15 protein-coding genes are annotated in these 14688 nt (G+C 61.1%); 8 read left to right on the forward strand and 7 right to left on the reverse strand.

Going from position 1 to position 14688, the window contains the following annotated elements; genetic code table 11:
• Window positions 1-187 precede the first annotated feature (187 nt).
• On the reverse strand, window positions 188-1234 hold the full coding sequence (locus ACIPL2_RS15995) for a class I SAM-dependent methyltransferase (protein WP_401357805.1): 1047 nt from the start codon (window positions 1232-1234) through the stop codon (window positions 188-190).
• A 491-nt stretch (window positions 1235-1725) separates the two neighbouring features.
• Here ACIPL2_RS15995 and ACIPL2_RS16000 point away from each other — a divergent pair, with 491 nt between their 5' ends.
• The 3 genes from ACIPL2_RS16000 (at window position 1726) to ACIPL2_RS16010 (ending at window position 4793) form a co-directional block, all read left to right on the forward strand.
• Entirely contained in the window at window positions 1726-3060 is a 1335-nt protein-coding gene (locus tag ACIPL2_RS16000) for an acetamidase/formamidase family protein (RefSeq protein ID WP_401357806.1), read from the forward strand.
• Window positions 3061-3202: 142 nt separating this feature from the next.
• A complete protein-coding gene (locus ACIPL2_RS16005; protein ID WP_401357808.1) occupies window positions 3203-4042 on the forward strand; it encodes a DUF692 domain-containing protein in 840 nt (279 codons plus the stop codon).
• Complete coding sequence (locus tag ACIPL2_RS16010) at window positions 4035-4793, forward strand: DUF2063 domain-containing protein (RefSeq protein ID WP_401357809.1); 759 nt, start codon at window positions 4035-4037, stop codon at window positions 4791-4793. The genes ACIPL2_RS16005 and ACIPL2_RS16010 overlap by 8 nt, the downstream gene beginning before the upstream one ends.
• A gap of 415 nt (window positions 4794-5208) precedes the next feature.
• Here ACIPL2_RS16010 and ACIPL2_RS16015 read toward each other — a convergent pair whose 3' ends face one another.
• On the reverse strand, window positions 5209-6519 hold the full coding sequence (locus tag ACIPL2_RS16015) for a sensor histidine kinase (RefSeq protein WP_401357810.1): 1311 nt from the start codon (window positions 6517-6519) through the stop codon (window positions 5209-5211).
• Window positions 6516-7256: a response regulator gene (locus ACIPL2_RS16020; protein ID WP_401357811.1), complete on the reverse strand. Its 741-nt coding sequence runs from the start codon at window positions 7254-7256 to the stop codon at window positions 6516-6518. The genes ACIPL2_RS16015 and ACIPL2_RS16020 overlap by 4 nt, the downstream gene beginning before the upstream one ends.
• 306 nt (window positions 7257-7562) lie before the next feature.
• Between ACIPL2_RS16020 and ACIPL2_RS16025 the strand changes: the two genes are divergently transcribed.
• The 3 genes from ACIPL2_RS16025 to ACIPL2_RS16035 all read left to right on the forward strand — a co-directional run bounded on the left by ACIPL2_RS16025 (window position 7563) and on the right by ACIPL2_RS16035 (window position 9526).
• Window positions 7563-7829: a DUF2790 domain-containing protein gene (locus tag ACIPL2_RS16025; RefSeq protein WP_059402844.1), complete on the forward strand. Its 267-nt coding sequence runs from the start codon at window positions 7563-7565 to the stop codon at window positions 7827-7829.
• Window positions 7830-7877: 48 nt separating this feature from the next.
• Window positions 7878-8132 (forward strand): hypothetical protein, encoded by a 255-nt coding sequence (locus tag ACIPL2_RS16030; protein ID WP_401357813.1) that lies wholly within the window; start codon window positions 7878-7880, stop codon window positions 8130-8132.
• A gap of 170 nt (window positions 8133-8302) precedes the next feature.
• Entirely contained in the window at window positions 8303-9526 is a 1224-nt protein-coding gene (locus ACIPL2_RS16035) for a cytochrome c biogenesis protein DipZ (protein WP_401357814.1), read from the forward strand.
• Between the two features lie 9 nt (window positions 9527-9535).
• On the opposite strand, the gene ACIPL2_RS16040 is transcribed toward ACIPL2_RS16035, so the two are convergent.
• A complete protein-coding gene (locus ACIPL2_RS16040) occupies window positions 9536-10528 on the reverse strand; it encodes an AraC family transcriptional regulator (protein WP_401357815.1) in 993 nt (330 codons plus the stop codon).
• Between the two features lie 183 nt (window positions 10529-10711).
• Here ACIPL2_RS16040 and ACIPL2_RS16045 point away from each other — a divergent pair, with 183 nt between their 5' ends.
• Together ACIPL2_RS16045 and ACIPL2_RS16050 are read left to right on the forward strand one after the other, a co-directional pair.
• Window positions 10712-10981 carry a DUF4242 domain-containing protein gene (locus tag ACIPL2_RS16045; RefSeq protein ID WP_401357816.1) on the forward strand — a complete coding sequence of 90 codons (270 nt, stop codon included), beginning with the start codon at window positions 10712-10714 and terminating at the stop codon, window positions 10979-10981.
• 37 nt (window positions 10982-11018) lie between these two features.
• On the forward strand, window positions 11019-11831 hold the full coding sequence (locus tag ACIPL2_RS16050; RefSeq protein WP_401357817.1) for a class I SAM-dependent methyltransferase: 813 nt from the start codon (window positions 11019-11021) through the stop codon (window positions 11829-11831).
• 544 nt (window positions 11832-12375) lie between these two features.
• Here ACIPL2_RS16050 and ACIPL2_RS16055 read toward each other — a convergent pair.
• From ACIPL2_RS16055 to ACIPL2_RS16065, 3 genes are all read right to left on the reverse strand, one after another.
• Complete coding sequence (locus ACIPL2_RS16055; RefSeq protein ID WP_401357818.1) at window positions 12376-13302, reverse strand: universal stress protein; 927 nt, start codon at window positions 13300-13302, stop codon at window positions 12376-12378.
• A gap of 302 nt (window positions 13303-13604) precedes the next feature.
• Window positions 13605-14075: a GNAT family N-acetyltransferase gene (locus ACIPL2_RS16060; RefSeq protein WP_401357820.1), complete on the reverse strand. Its 471-nt coding sequence runs from the start codon at window positions 14073-14075 to the stop codon at window positions 13605-13607.
• A gap of 226 nt (window positions 14076-14301) precedes the next feature.
• Window positions 14302-14688, reverse strand: coding sequence for a DUF488 domain-containing protein (locus ACIPL2_RS16065; RefSeq protein ID WP_401357822.1), 387 nt, complete (start codon window positions 14686-14688; stop codon window positions 14302-14304).

Below are 14688 nucleotides of genomic sequence, written 5' to 3' on the forward strand. Positions count from 1 at the left end.
CCGCAAGGCCTTGATGGCTTGCAGGGTAACATTTGCCGCTCACTGGGCACATTCACAACACAGTCCCCTGTAGGAGCTGTCGAGTGAAACGTGGCTGCGATCTTTTGATCTTTTAAAAAGCCAGGATCAAAGGATCGCAGCCTCGTTTCACTCGACAGCTCCTACAATAGCCATCAGCGGTTTGCGGTTATTTACGTGCCTCCAGAATCAGGTTGAACGGTGTTTCCGTGGCCCGGCGGAAACTCTTGAAGCCTGCCTCGGTAAAGACCTTGCGCAACCGTGCCTCGCCCGCTTGGGCGCCGAGCCCGAGGCCGACTTCCTGGGACAGCGAGTTCGGTGTGCAAATGAAGGTCGAAGCGGCATAGAACAACCGGCCTACAGGGGTAACGTTGTCATCGAGCGAATCGTTGGCAAACGGTTCCACCAGCAGCACCGTGCCGTCCGGTTTCAGCGAGTCATAGGCGTGCCGCGCCGCGCCCACCGGGTCGCCCATGTCGTGCAGGCAGTCGAAGTAGCAGACCAGGTCATAATCGTCGCCGGGATAGCTTTTTGCCGTGCCCTGGAAGAACCGCGCACGTCCGGACACACCGCCTTCTTCGGCGCGCTGGGTGGCGACGGTGACGGAAGGTGCGTGGTAATCGAACCCGACAAACCGCGAGTCCGGGAACGCCTGGGCCATGATCACCGTTGAGGCGCCATGGCCGCAGCCGATGTCCGCCACTTTGGCGCCGGCTTGCAGTTTGGCGACGACGCCCTCCAGGGCTGGCAGCCACTCGGCAATCAAATGCGCCTTGTAGCCGGGACGGAAGAAACGTTCCGTGCCGCTGAACATGCACGGATGGTGATCGCCCCAGGCGAGGGCGCCGTTGCCGCGCATGGCGTTGATCAGTTTGTCCTTGTCATGGAAAAACGACGCCACCACGCCGATTCCGCCGGCGATGTAAACCGGCGAATCTTCGATGGCCAACGCCAGGGCTTGCTCTTCGGGCAGGCGGAACTGGCCGTCGCGATGTTCCATGTAACCGGAGGCCGCGTGGGCACTGAGCCATTCGCGCAGCAGGCGGGTGTTGCAGCCGGTTTTGTCGGCGAGTGATTCAGGGGTGATTGGCTGACTGTCGGCCATGGCCCGGTACAGTCCGAGCTCTTCGCCGAGGATGACATTGGCCAGCATCGCCGCGCCGCCCATGTCGTTCACCAGCTTGCCCATGAAATCGTTGAGTCTGGCCTCGTCCATCACGTGTGCTCCTTCAGCAGGATCACGGTCCAGAGGCGTGGTTGACCTGGGTGTTCGCCACTGGGCGGTGGTCGTGGGAATGAACAGGACGCTGTGCACGTCCTGCGTGCATTAAGTTTAGTCCGGGCCCCGCGCACCGCAGCCTGGAGCGACGAAAGCCATCACACCAACCCTTGTAGGAGCGAGGCTTGCCCGCGAAGGCGCAGTATCAGGCAACATCGTTGTCGACTGACACGCCGCCTTCGCGGGCAAGCCTCGCTCCTACAAGGGTTGGTGTTGTGTATCTCACTGTATCTAACCGGCCTTTCGATACAGTCTCGCTCAACACAGGGGCACTGCCGAACACAGACCAGATACAAACCTGCGCTGAACTGTGAAGGCCGTTTTGGCGCCCTGCAATCGGGGCGACCGAGACCCTTTCCAGGCCGTCGCAACAGGCGGCCGTTCGCTTCTGCCACTGTTCCGCGCCTGATGCGGTCAAGGGGACCACAATGACAACGCTGGTGTCTCAACCCACCCTCAACGCCACGCCAGTGAATCGCCTGCGGGTCGATCACTACACCAACGGCATCATCGGCCCGAGCCAGCCGATGCTCGGTCCGTTGGCCGACGGCGGCACGCTGATCACTGGCACGCCGCCGGGCTGCTGGGGGCCGATGATCACGCCGGCCTTCGAGGGCGGCCATGAAGTGACGCAACCGGTGGCCATCGCCGGGGCGGAAGTCGGCGATGCGATCGCCATCAAGATCAAAAGCATGCGCGTAACCTCGCTGGCGACCTCGTCCGGGGTCATGCAATTCGTCGAGGGGCGCTACAACGGCGATCCGTTCGTCTCCAAATTCTGCGCCAAGTGCGGCACCGAACACCCGGCCAGCCATGTCGAAGGTATCGGCGAAGAGTCGATCCGCTGTAACAACTGTGGCGCCGAAGTCAGCGCGTTCCGCTTCAGCCACGGCTACGTGATCGTGTTCGACGCGCAGAATCAGGTCAGCCTGACCGTCAATCAGGACGTCGCCAATCAACTGGCCGGCAATGCCTCCGAAATGTCCGCACTGCCGGAATTCGCCGCCCAGCATTCGATCCTGTCCCTGGCTCGCGCTGACATCCCTGGCGTCGCGGCGCACATGCGCCCGTTCCTTGGCAACATCGGCACCACGCCGTCCCGGGACCTGCCCGATTCGCACAACTGCGCCGATTTCGGCCAGTACCTGATCAATGCGCCACACCGTTTCGGCATGACCCGCGAAGCGCTGCACGCGGCCAAGACCGACGGCCACATGGACACCAACTCGATCCGCGAAGGCTGCGTGCTGATTTGCCCGGTGAAAGTGCCGGGCGCCGGGGTGTACATGGGCGACATGCACGCGCAGCAGGGCAACGGCGAGATCGCCGGGCACGCCACGGATTGCTCCGGGGAAACCGAAGTGGTGGTCGAGGTAGTGAAAAACTTCACGCTGGAAGGCCCGATCCTCCTGCAAAACCTCGATGACCTGCCACCGATGGCGCGCCCGATGAACGCTGAGCAACGGGCCAACGTCCGTGAGCTGGGCGAGCGCTGGGGCCAACACGAGATCGAGCAGAGCGGACCGATCACCTTTATCGGCAGCGGCGAAAACCTCAACGTCGCGGTGGAGAACGGCTTGAAACGTGCGGCTTCGGTCACCGGCCTGCCGTATGACGAAGTGCTCAACCGCGCGACCATCACCGGCTCGATCGACATCAGCCGCTTGCCGGGCACCGTGCGCGTGACCTTCCTGTGCCCGATGAACGTGCTCGATCGCATCGGCATCGGCCATCTGGTGCGTGAAAAATACGACCTGGCGTAACCCTGACGGCGGGTCTGTATCACAGTGTGTACAGGCCCGCCGACGATACAACCGCTGCGATTTTCTGCCGGACCGGAACACAGTCCCGATACACCGCTTCGGTTAACTGTGATTCCGAACTGGCAACCCTGAGATCGACATCATGCAGACCTCTCACACATCAACGAAGGCCACCGTCGGGCTCGGCCTGCGTCGCGGTTTAATGAAAGACCTTCAAGCCGCCCCGGTGGGTGACTTCGATTTTCTGGAAGTCGCGCCGGAGAACTGGATCGGCATCGGCGGCGCCCATGGTCATGCGTTGCGTGCCCTGGCCGAGCGTTATCCGTTGTCCTGTCACGGCCTGTCCCTGTCACTGGGTGGCCCGTCGCCGCTGGACGTCGGGTTTCTGCAAGAGGTGCGGGTTTTCCTCGATCACTACAAGGTGCCGCTGTACAGCGAACACTTGAGCTACTGCAGCGATGACGGTCACCTGTACGACCTGCTGCCGTTGCCGTTTACCGAAGAGGCGGTGCATCACGTTGCCGCGCGCATCCGCCAGGCTCAGGACATTTTGGGTCGGCGTCTGGCGGTGGAAAATGTCTCGTACTATGCCGCGCCTCAGCAGGACATGGACGAACTGACCTTCACCAACGCGGTGCTGCGCGAAGCCGATTGCGACCTGCTGCTGGACGTCAACAATGTCTACGTCAACTCGATCAATCACGGTTTCGATCCGCAGACCTTTCTGGCCGGCATTGACTCGGGCCGGGTGGTTGCCATGCACGTGGCCGGGCACTTTGATGAATCCGATACCTTGAAAATCGACACCCATGGCGCCTCGGTCAAACCGGTGGTCTGGTCGTTGCTCGCGGCGGCTTACGCCCGTTTCGGCGCGCAACCGACGTTGCTGGAGCGGGATTTCAACTTCCCGGCGTTTTCTGAACTGGTGGCCGAATTGCAGACCATTCGCCGCCTGCAAGCCGAGGGGGTGAATCGTGGATAAGCCGAGTCTGTTTCAGCAACAAAACACGATGGGGCTTTACCTGCGCGATCCCGACCACTGCGCGCCGCCGGCCGAGATGGACGTGGCGCGGGCACAGGTGTATCGCGACCTGGTTTTCCTGAACCTGTCGACGCTGCTCAGCGGCACATTTCCGGTGCTGATCAAGATTCTCGGGGATGAACAGTGGCGCACGTTGATGCGGGTTTTTCTGCGCGATTACCGTGCGCACACGCCGAAATTCGGTGAGATCGCCAGTGAGTTCGTCGAGTTCCTGGCGTCCGAGCCGCCGGCGTTGAGTGGGGGGGATTGGCCGCCGTTCATGGTCGAGCTGGCGCATTACGAGTGGGTCGAGATGGCGTTGCAACAGTCTGAGGATGAGCCGTTGGCACCCAGCGATATCCGGCTGATCCTGGAGCGACCGTTGCAGGTATCGCCGCTGGCCTGGCCGTTGGCGTATGCCTGGCCGGTGCAATGGGTGGGGCCGGATCATCGGCCCGAAGCACCTCCAGAACAGCCAACATTGCTGCTGGTTCGTCGGTCCGAAGACTGGAGCGTGAAGTTTTCCGAACTGAGCCCGCTGGCATGGCGGTTGTTGCAGCGGATCGGCGAGTTTCCCGAACTGGACGGACGTGCGCAGCTGGAAGGATTGGCGGTGGAGGCCGGGACCACCGGGTCGCCGGAATTTATCGAGAGCGGGTTAGTGTTGTTGCAGCAGATGCATGGGGAAGGGGTGGTGGGCGTAGTCGCTTGACCAAACACAACCTCCCAAACCCCACAACCCCAATGTGGGAGCGGGCTTGCTCGCGAAGGCGGAGTGTCAGTCGATATCCATGCTGGATGTACCGACCCCTTCGCGAGCAAGCCCGCTCCCACATTTGATCTCTGCCGTGCACAAAACCTTTGTTCACTGAAAATCCACTGTGGGAGCGAGCCTGCTCGCGATGGCGGTGGGTCAGGCGACATCGATGCTGGAAGTGCTGGCCTCATCGCGAGCAGGCTCGCTCCCACACTTGATCGCCGCCGTGCACAAAACCTGTGTTCACTGAAAATCTACTGTGGGAGCGAGCCTGCTCGCGATGCGGTGGGTCAGGCGACATCGATGCTGGAAGTGCTGGCCTCATCGCGAGCAGGCTCGCTCCCACACTTGATCTTTGTCGTGCACAAAATCATTGTGCTTTTTGCGCCGGTAACTTTAGCTCTGCACACAACCCGCCCCCTTCACGATTGCTCAACGTCAACGACCCCCCGATCGCCAACGCCAGTTGCTGTGCAATCGCCAACCCTAACCCGGTGCCGCCGGTGCTGCGGTTGCGTGAGTTTTCTACGCGGTAGAACGGTTCCATGACCTGGGCCAATTCTTCTTCGGCAATGCCTGGGCCGCGGTCCATGACTTTCACCGAGACGCTGCCATTGGCCTGCTTTTCGACCCACAGCTCTGCTGCCCCGGCGAATTTCAGGGCGTTGTCCGTCAGGTTCACCAGTACCCGGCGCAAGGCGTGGGGGCGGGTGTCGACGACAGTAGCGCTTTTGCCGCTCAGCTGAACGTCCTTGCCCATGTCCTGATAGTCGAACACCAGGCTGTCGAGGAACGAGTCCAGGTCGGTGCGGCGGCTTTCTTCGGTGGCGCCGTGGACGCTACGTGCATACGCGACGCCTTCACGCACCAGGTGCTCCATCTCGCCGAGGTCGCTCCAGAGTTTTTCCTTTTCCACGCAGTCATCCATGAATTCGGCACGCAGTTTCATTCGCGTAATCGGCGTTTGCAGGTCATGGGAAATCGCCGCCAACAGTTGCATGCGTTCTTTCAGGTAGGCCGCGATGCGCACCTGCATGGCGTTGAAAGCCTTGGCCGCATGGGCCACTTCGGTCGGGCCTTTTTCGTCCAGCAGCACCGGGTGGGTGTTGGGGTCGAGGGTGTCCACGGCTTCGGCGAGGCGGGTGAGGGGGCGAATGGCGATTCTCACGGCCAGCCAGGTGCAGAGGAGCATCAGTGCCAACTGCCCCAGCAACACGATGGGTAACCACGGCGACAACGGCACCATCGAGGGTCGCACGTCGATGGTCACCGGGCTGCCGTCCGCCAGTTTCAGGTGCACTTGAAAGTGTTTGATCGGCCCGGGGATGTCGGTAAAGGTCATCGGGTAATCCTTGCCGATGGCCTCTTTGATCGACGTCATCGCGATGGGCGCATCACTCATGGCAACCCCCGGCGAGCCTTCGTTCAACAGGTAGCGGTAATTGCGCCGCTCCAGCTGTTGCAGCCAACTCATGCGCTCGTCAGCCGGCAAGCGGTCGAGGATCGCAATGGACGTCGAAACGTCGGTTTCCAGATTGCCGAGCATGGTGTTTTTGGTGCTTTCGTATCGCTCGTAATACTGCGCGCCGAAGGACAGTGCCTGGGCGAGTATCAAGCCGATCAGGAAGATCAGCGACAACCGTGAGGCCAGGGTGCGCGGCCAGCGAATCGAGAGATTCATGAAGGTGCTCCGAGGACTTCCACCGGCAGGGAAAACACATAGCCTTCACTGCGCACGGTCTTGATGTAGGCCGGTTCCCGGGCATCGTCGAGCAGGCGCTGACGCAAACGGCTCACCAGCAAATCGATGGAACGGTCGAACAGATCAGCGTCGCGGCCCTGGGTCAGGTTCAGCAGTTGATCGCGATTGAGCACCCGCTGCGGGTGATCGAGGAACACCCGCAGCAAGCGATATTCCGCGCCGCTCAAGGCCACCATGGTGCCGTCCTCATCCAGTAAGTGCCGGGCCGACGTATCCAGTTGCCAGCGCCCAAAGGCCAACAGGCGACCCGTCTCGGTGACCACCAGGTTGGGCGGCAGCATCCGAGTGCGGCGCAGTACCGCGTTGATCCGCGCCAGCAATTCACGCGCCGCGAACGGCTTGACCAGGTAGTCGTCGGCGCCCATTTCCAGGCCGATGATGCGGTCGGTTTCATCGTTGCGGGCAGTGAGCATCATGACCGGCGTGGCCTTGTGTTTCCCCGCGCGCAACTCGCGGCAGAGCATCAGGCCATCGTCGCCCGGCATCATGATGTCGAGCACGATCAGGTCCACTGGCGTCGATTCAAGGAAGGCGCGCATTTGCCGGCCATCGGCGACCACGGTGGTGCGCAGGCCGTTCTTCTTCAAGTAGTTGCCTACCAGCTCACGGATCTCGCGGTCATCGTCCACGATGAGAATGTGATCAACGTGTTCCATGGGGCCTTGCCTCTGTAAAGGGGGGATGTTGCACAGTCTATCGAGCCTTGGCGCGTTCGCCCGCAGCCCTTTGTATTGCAGTGTATCTGGCTTGTCGGTGGATACATGCAGACGCAAAAACGCGATTTTTCAGCGGTTTTGTATCGCTCTGTATCCCGGCCCCACTTTGATACTTACCGATTTACACGCGCCTGTTCCCGACACATACGGGATACCTCGCGGGCTTCTAATAGGTTCCATCGAGGCAAACCAGACCGCCTCGGCCCACTAAACGATTTGACCTATTGAAGCCTTGAGGAAACCACCATGAACACGAAAGCCATCTACGCCGCTTGCCTGTTTGCCGCACTGAACATCTGCACCTTGGCCGCCCGTGCCGAAGCCGCCGATGTCACCGCTAAAACCTACACCTACGGCACGCACCTGGATATCAAGAAAGTGGTGTCGCTGAAACAGGATGCTTCCTCGTCCTGCGGGGTGGTGGATGCCCAGCTGACCTACCTGGATTCCCAGAACAAAACCCAGGTCCTGGACTACCGCAAAGTGGCTGATAACTGCAACTCGGACAACTGAGTACGTCGACCACCCAATGCCCACCCCCTTTGAAACAGGAACAACATCATGAACAACGTCAGCCGCTATTTGACCGCTATCGCTTTCTCTGTTGCCGGTGCCGCCGCTCACGCCAATGCCGCTGTTGAGCAAAACAGCTGTGGCAGCGCCACCTGCTTCCAACTGACGCCCGTGGCCGAGAAGGGCGCGGGAGCCTTCCTCGCCGAGGATGGTTACAGCCGCACGCCGCAGGGGCAGATGGTTGCAGAGAACGGCGGGAGCCGGACTCCACAGGGCCAGTTGCTGGATAACCAGGCGGTCTGAAGCCCGAACACCGATCTGTAAACACCACAATTCCAGTGTGGGAGCGGGCTTGCTCGCGAAGGCGGAGTGTCAGTCGACATCAAGGTTGGATGTGCTGGCCTCTTCGCGAGCAAGCCCGCTCCCACAGGGTATGCGGTGCAACGTCCCGCTCATATTTTCAAGGTGATCCCATGTTTCTCATCGCTTTCCTGGGCGGCATATTGACCGTCCTCAGCCCTTGCATCCTCCCGGTCGTGCCGTTTCTGTTCGCCGGTGTCGACCGTACGCGGTCATCGATCCTGCTCACCCTCGGCGGCATGGTCCTGACCTTCGCGCTGATTTCCAGCCTGGCCGTGGTCAGCAGCGAGTGGGTCGTGCAAGCCAATAACACCGGTCGCCATGTGGCCCTGATCGTCATGGTGCTGTTCGCCCTGTCGCTGATTTCCGCACGGATCGGCGGCTGGCTGGCACGTCCCTTCGTGCTGCTGGGCAATCGCGTCGACCCCGACACCCGTAAAATGTCCGGCCCGTTGAGCTCGGTCATGGTTGGCGTGGCAACCGGTCTGCTTTGGGCGCCGTGCGCCGGACCGATCCTCGGGGTGATCCTCACTGGCGCCATGCTGCAAGGCGCGAACGCCCAGACCAGTCTGTTGCTGGTGGCGTACGGGCTGGGCAGCGCGTTGTCCCTGGGCACCTTGATCTTCTTCGGTCGCAGCCTGGTCAATCGCTTGAAAGGGTCGATCCCGGTCACCGGCTGGCTGCGTCGTGGTACCGGTGTTGCGGTGCTGGCCGCGGCGGCGGTGATTTCCACCGGCGCCGATAAAACATTGCTGGCCGGAACCTCGTCCGAAGGCGTCAGCAGCGTCGAGAAAAGCGTGTTGGAAACCGTACCGAAAGTGGTCGATTACTTCGTCAGCAAGGTCAGCGCGGACTCGATGGACAACGCCCAAGGCGCCATGCCGTCGCTGGCCGGTGCGGTCGAATGGATCAACTCGCCAGCCCTGACCAACGAGTCGCTGAAAGGCAAAGTTGTGCTGGTGGACTTCTGGACCTTCGACTGCATCAACTGCCAGCACACCTTGCCGTACGTGAAGGACTGGGCGAAGAAATACCAGAAGGATGGCCTGGTCGTGATCGGCGTGCACACCCCTGAATACGGGTTCGAACGCATCATCGCCAACGTCAAGGATCAGGTGAAAAAGCTCGGCATCACCTACCCGGTGGCCATCGACAACAACTACGCGATCTGGCGCAACTTCGACAACCAGTACTGGCCCGCTCACTACCTGATCGATGCCAAGGGCCAGGTGCGTTACACCCACTTTGGTGAAGGCAGCTACGAGACGCAGGAGAAAGTGATTCAGCAGTTGCTGGAAGAAGCCAAGGCCGACGCCAAAGCCCCCGCAGCCGCATGACCGCTCAGATCAATGGCTCACAGGCTGCGCGCCCTGGGCCATTGATTTTTTCTCCTGATTGCGTCGCCACGCCGCCGGTGGCGCCCCGTACTCACGACGAAAGGCGCGGCTGAACGCCGTGTCGGTCTGGTAACCCACCTCTTCGGCAATCCGCATCAAAGAACTGTTACTGCTGCGTAACAGGTTCGCCGCCAGTAACATCCGCCATTGCGTCAGGTACTGCATCGGCGAAATCCCCACCAGTTGCTGAAAACGCTCCGCCAGCACCGACCGTGAAGTGCCGGCCGTACGCGCCAGTTCATCCAGCGTCCAGGCGTGACAGGGTTTTTTGTGCAGCGCGTTCAGGGCGGCGCCGACAATCCGGTCACCCACGCCCGCCAGCCAACCGGTACGACCTTCGCCCTGTTCGTGCATGTACAGGCGCAATACCTCGATGAACAGCACCTCGGCCAACTTGGCCAGCACGCCTTCACCGCCAGGCCTTGGCGACCGGGCTTCGGCCAGCGCATAACGCACCGACGATTCCAGCCAGATACCGGCATTCGAGCCGCGCACATTGACCCTCACCACGGCTGGCAAACCGGTCAGCAACATGCCCGCCAGGCGCGTATCGCACGCCAGATAGCCGCACACCAGCCGCGTGACCGCACCGCCTCCGCCGTAACTCAACTGCCGAGGACGTCGCGCCAGCACCACGTCCAGTCGCGCACCGGTGGCCGGTGGCAGTCCCGGTTTAGAGCTCATGCGGTGCGCGTCGCCCTGGGGAAACACCACCACATCGCCAGCCGTCAGTAACAGCGGGGGATCATTGCCCAGTTCGACGTAACACTCGCCTTCGGTGATCAAGTGGAAAATCACCACCCGCTCGGCGCCGGGCTCCAGGAAGGGCGCTGCCGTGTCAGCGCTGGGCGACTGGTAGCACCAGGGCGCGGTGAACCGGGCGTTGATGAAAATCGCGCCGACCAGGCGGACGACGCGCAGGGTCTGGGACAAGGCATCCATGGTGGTTTTCCCGTGTGGGCGGGGTAGCTTTTGATTGTGAGCCTGTCGCCGCGTCACGCGAAATCTCCGGACGATCGGACAGCCTTGGCCGACGATCGGGCAGGACGCCAACATTGCACGGCGCGATAGTTGGCACACAGGGTCTGCCGATCCTGTCATCAATAACAAGAATGAGAGGTTGCCATGCCTAAGTTCGTCATAGAACGCGAGATTCCGGGTGCTGGAACACTGTCAGAAAGGGATTTGAAAGCCGCGTCGCAAAAGTCCTGCAGGACCTTGCGCGATTTGCCGGAAGTGCAGTGGCAGCAGAGTTATGTCACCGGTGACAAGCTCTACTGCGTGTACATCGCGCCCAACGAAGAGCTGATCAAGGAGCACGCCAGGCTGAGCGGTTTCCCGGCCAACCGTATTTCCCAGGTCACGGCCATCATCGATCCGACCACGGCAGAATAAGCCGGGCTGCGTTCCAACCCGCAACGGAGCGGAATTCATGAGTACACCCATTGATCTGACTGCCTTGAAAAACCGTCAAATGGCCTCTTGGGCCAGCGGCGACTATGCCGTGATCGGCACCACCTTGCAGATCGTCGGCGAGCAACTGGCCGAAGCCTGCGACCTGCTGTGCGATGAACGCGTGCTCGACGTCGCGGCCGGCAATGGTAATGCGACGCTGGCGGCCGCACGCCGTGGTTGCCACGTTACCTCCACCGACTACGTGCCTGCGTTGCTTGAGCGCGGCGAAGACCGGGCCAGGGCAGAACGCCTGGAAGTGACGTTTCAAGTGGCGGACGCCGAAGCACTGCCGTTCGACGACGCCAGTTACGATGCCGTGCTGTCGACCTTCGGTGTGATGTTTACGCCGGACCAGGCCAAAGCCGCCACGGAACTGGCGCGGGTCTGTCGTCCTGGCGGCCGGATCGGCCTGGCCAACTGGACGCCCGAAGGCTTCGTCGGCCAGATGTTCAAGACCCTGGGCCGCCACTTGCCACCGCCACCGGGCGCCCAACCGCCATCACTGTGGGGCACCGAAGCCTGGCTGCACGAGCACTTTGACGAGCGCGACTTTCTGGTGCAGGTGACGCGCAAGACCTTCAACTTCCGCTACCGCTCGGCCGCGCATTTCATCGACACGTTCCGCAACTGGTACGGCCCGCTGCACAAGGCGTTTGCGGCACTGCCTCCCGAAGGCGGCAAGGCGCTGGAGCAAGACCTGACCGAGCTGATCAACCGCATGAACCGGGCGGGCGACAAATCGCTGGTGGTGCCGAGTGAATACCTGGAGGTGGTGATCACCCGGCGTTGACCTGTCAATGCAAAACCCTTGTGGGAGCGGGCTTGCTCGCGAAGACGGTGTACCAGTCGACGGTGATGTTGCCTGACAGTCCGCCATCGCGAGCAGGCTCGCTCCCACACTTGATCGCTGTCGTACCCCCAACCCATGCTCACTGAAAATCCCCTGTAGGAGCAGAGCTTGCTCGCGAAGGCGGTGTATCAGTCGACAATGATGTTGCCTGACAGTCCGCTTTCGCGAGCAAGCCCGCTCCCACACTGGATCGCTGTCGTACCCCAAATCCATGTTCACTGAAAATCCCCTGTAGGAGCAGAGCTTGCTCGCGAAAGCGATGTATCAGTCGACAGTGATGTTGCCTGACAGTCCGCTTTCGCGAGCAAGCCCGCTCCCACACTTGATCGCTGTCGTACCCCAAATCCATGTTCACTGAAAATCCCCTGTAGGAGCAGAGCTTGCTCGCGAAGACGGTGTATCAGTTGGCAGTGATGTTGCCTGACAGTCCGCTTTCGCGAGCAAGCTCGGCTCCTACAGGTTTTGGGCATGATCACTTGTTTCGTCACTCATCCAGCCGCTCGGTGTACACCACCCAGACGCTGCATGGCATTTTGTACAGCAGGTGCTCGACCGTGCTGCCGATCAGCCGGCCCATGCCGCGATGGCCGATGCGGCCCATGACAATCACGTCGACGTCGTAGGCATCGGCGTAGCGGGTCAGGACCTTGGCCGGGTTGCCCATGATCATGTGCCGCTGCTCCGGGGCGATGCCGTTGCGCTCGGCCAGTTCGTGGAACGCGTCTTCCTGGTAGTCGAACACGGTCTTGGCCTTGCCCGAAGAGAAAAACGCCGAACCGTTGTCGAAGCCGAATTCGTCGGCGCTGATGGAGGAAAGGTCATAGGCGTAGACCACATCCAGTTCAGCGTTACAGGAACTCGCCAACTTCGACGCTTCGTGCAGGATCCGGTCGTTGAAGCTTTTGTAGTGGTCATCGCGATGGAACGGGTCGACCGCCGCGACCACTTTGCGCGGCAAGGCGTGCACCGCATGGCTGACGAAGTGCAACGGCACTGGGCACTCTCGCAGCAAATGCACATCGAGCGGGGTAAACATCAGCCGCGACAGCAGCGATTCGTGCTCCAGCGCCTTGATCAGCACGTCCATCGGCTGCTCTTTGAGGTGAATCAGGATTTCCTCCAGCGGGCGTTCGACCCAGGCCACTTCCGTGGTGATCGTCACCCCGATTTTGCGCAAGGGCCGGGCCTGTTCCTCCAGCCACTGGCGGTGGCGCTCGACGTAGCCCAGGCGCATCTGCTCCAGGGCCTTTTCATTGACCAGACTGGCCGTCGCCAGGCCTTCCAGATAGTCGAAGGCGACGATGTGCAGCGCTGCGTCTTCGGCCTTGGCCAGCGCGGCGGCCCGGTCGAAAGCGGGGCTGTGTTCCATCAGGGGCGAGGCGACCAGCATGAAGCGCGATTGCTCAGACATGACAAACCTCCCGTGGGTTAACGAGCCGGTGGCGGTCCCTGTTTAACCGTCAGCAGAGGCCGACTTTGCTGCCCGACGTGCAGTCATTCGACAAGCCTTCAATCCCCTAAGTATTGACCATGATCAACCTCCCGTCCGTCAGTCCGGCGCAGGCTGGTGTTCGTGCTGAACTCAAGCGCACGCGCACACTCAGGAGAACCGCCATGGCAACCATGAAAGCCGCGATATTCGTTGAGAAAAACCGCATTGCTCGACGACAAACCGATCCCCGAGATCGCGAAGAACGATGACTCGGTCTTTGCTCAGCCTCGGTCCGCCAGCATCGATAGGTGCCGCTCCATAACGATCGTGCGTTCGGCTCCGTGGAATTCATCGCGGACTTTGCGAAAACCCAGCTTGCTGTAGAAACCTTCAGCGGTGAGGGAGGAGGGAACGCGCAGTACGGCGATTTTTGCGTCGATAGCGACGGATTCAATCGTTGCCATCAACTGCCTGCCGAGTCCGCCTGCCTGATGGCTGGGGTCGACGAAGACGCTGCGCACCACGTCGCCTTCCAGGCTGGCGGTGGCGACGACACGATGATCGAGGGTCGCGACAAAGACCTGGCGTTGGCTCAACAACGCGAACACGGCCTCGGGAGTAAAGCTTTTCTCCACCTGGGCGATGACTTCGGGCAAATAGTCCTGAGCATTGGACTGGCGCAGCGACCGGATGATGACCTGGCTGATGGCTGCCGCATCCTCTGCGGTTGCGCGTCGAATCTGGCTGTTCATGTGAGACCTCATTCCTTGGTCTGTTGATCGTAAGGTCAGACAGAATGGCAGGTCATGCGAAATTTTGCGCAGTAGGGGATTGGGGGGCCGTCAGGCCGCCTTCGCGAGCAAGCCCGCTCCCACATTTGGACCTTGTTTGTCTGGAGACCTCGGTCAAATGTGGGAGCGGGCTTGCTCGCGAAGAGGCCATCACCTCCAGCATTGATGCTGGCTGACACACCTCCAGCTATACGACCTTGGCGCCTCGAATCTCCAGCAATTCCCGCAATACCGAACGATGGCAGTGCGCCTCCTCCTCGCAATAACAGCCAACGGCCAGCGAGGTTTGGTGGGAGAGGGCGGCCAGCAGATCCAGCAACTGGTGGGGCGCGGGATGATTCATCTCAGCCTTGAACTTGCGCCGAAAGGCCTCCCAGGCTTTCTCATCCGCCGCCGCTTTGGCCTCGGCAACCAATTCGGCACTGGGGGAAAGCAGCGGTTGCCAGACGTCATAAAAATCCCGACTGGCAAACTCGGACTTCGGCACGCCTCGGGGCGGGCGGCGCACCGTGCCTATCCGCAAGCCTTCGTCAGGCTGGCGGGGTGAACCGAGTCGCACGATATGGATAGGCAT

This window comes from Pseudomonas sp. NPDC086251 (genome assembly GCF_044746405.1).
In the GTDB taxonomy this organism is placed as follows: domain Bacteria; phylum Pseudomonadota; class Gammaproteobacteria; order Pseudomonadales; family Pseudomonadaceae; genus Aquipseudomonas.